This is a genomic window from Streptococcus sp. CL8.13 (assembly GCF_049737895.1).
Map to the genome: position 1 here is coordinate 1 of NZ_JBKOTT010000132.1, position 1,554 is coordinate 1,554.

Genomic DNA, 1,554 nt, shown 5'->3' on the forward strand with positions numbered 1-1,554 from the left:
ATTTTCTTTCCTTTTCTAATTTTTCTGAGTGTTATACCAAGTTTTGATTTCATAATTTTCCCGTTTTCCCAACAAAAAAGTAATTGATTTTTATTTATTGTACAATAAATAAAAACTGAAAGGAAGTCTAAATATGAAGAAAATTTTAAAAAATTCCCTAATTTTATTGTTGGTTATGGATATTATTATTGTCGGTGTACACCTAAGTCTTTAGATATCATCTAAAGACCTAGTACTGGTTGGAAGACACGATGAAAGATAGTATGGTTAATTATTGGTTAAATTATTTTCCGGAGTATAGTTTAGAAACGTTTGAAGTAGAATAGATATTAAGGACCTTTCTGTCTCTTATTCCAAAGACTCAGCTCCTGTAATAGAAAATTTAAATTTGACTATTGAGTCAGGACAGAGAATTGCACTAGTCGGTCAACCGAGGTCAGGAAAAAGTACGTTATCAAAAATACCATCAGGATTATATAAGATTGATACAGGAAAAGTTTTATGTGATTGTGTAAATATTAATCAAATAGATAAAAAATATTAAGTCAAAATTTAGAAGTAGTTCCACAGGATTCATTTTTATTGAACAGAAGTATTCTTGATAATATAACTTTAAAGCACGAAGTTACTTCACAAAAGATAGAGGAAGTTTGTAAAGCAGTTCAAATCTATGATGAAATCATGGCTATGCCGATGAAATTTAACACTATCATCTCAGATTTGGGTTCAAATATTTCAGGTGGTCAAAGACAACGGATAGCACTGGCACGTGCATTAATAAATAACCCTAGTATTGTAATTTTAGATGAAGCAACTAGTGCATTAGACACTATTAATGAGGAAAGAATAACAAAGTATATAAAAAGTAAGGGCTGTACTCAAATAATTGTAGCTCATAGATTGTCAACGATTAAGGATGCAGATATTATTTTTGTAATGAAAAGTGGTAAGATTGTTGAGTCAGGGAATCATAAGTACTTAATGGCTCTTGGTGGAGAGTACTATAGCTTATATACAAAAAGGAAATTAGGTGTAAAGAAAATGAAGAAAGAAAATGAATATGTAATTTCAACAGCAGCCTCACTAGGGGTGATGATTGGAATAGTGTTTGCAATTTTTTTAGATTTTTCAGTTGAATATGGTATTTCTTTAGGCTTGTTGAATGGAATAGTATTGGGGTCGCTGATTTCTTACAAAAAAAATAAGAATTAAGCATAATTTTTTGCTGTAAACTAAGGAGTAGAGATGGCTATAGTTGAAATTATAAATCTAACAAAAAGCTTTAAAGATATTGAAGTTATTCATAACACTTCTACTAGAATTATTATCATGAAGAATAATAAATTCATCCAAAGTTATATGTAATTTATCTAAAATATTGATTAGTCGAATACAAGAGATTTCTGATTCTTCCCGTTCAAATCTAGAGATTTGAGATTTAGATAAATTACTATCAGCAATTGAAGATAAACTGATTTGCTTTCCTTTGCGAATTTTTCTGAGTGTTATACCAAGTTTTTATTTCATATTTCCCATTTTCCCGACAAAATTTCA

The 1,554-nt window shown here is 29.3% G+C and carries 2 protein-coding genes and 1 pseudogene; 2 read left to right on the forward strand and 1 reads right to left on the reverse strand.

The genetic code is table 11. The features are described 5' to 3' along the window. Nucleotides 1–388 precede the first annotated feature (388 nt). Both ACLNCN_RS04630 and ACLNCN_RS04635 read left to right on the forward strand, forming a co-directional pair. The gene (locus ACLNCN_RS04630; RefSeq protein WP_257958639.1) at nt 389–544 is read left to right on the forward strand and encodes an ATP-binding cassette domain-containing protein; all 156 of its coding nucleotides are present in this window, start codon (nt 389–391) and stop codon (nt 542–544) included. A gap of 38 nt (nt 545–582) precedes the next feature. Then, the gene (locus ACLNCN_RS04635; RefSeq protein WP_424844729.1) at nt 583–1,212 is read left to right on the forward strand and encodes an ATP-binding cassette domain-containing protein; all 630 of its coding nucleotides are present in this window, start codon (nt 583–585) and stop codon (nt 1,210–1,212) included. A 96-nt stretch (nt 1,213–1,308) separates the two neighbouring features. Here the strand turns inward: ACLNCN_RS04635 and ACLNCN_RS04640 are convergent. Next, nucleotides 1,309–1,509: pseudogene (locus ACLNCN_RS04640) on the reverse strand (helix-turn-helix domain-containing protein); the annotation flags it as partial. Nucleotides 1,510–1,554: the final 45 nt, after the last annotated feature.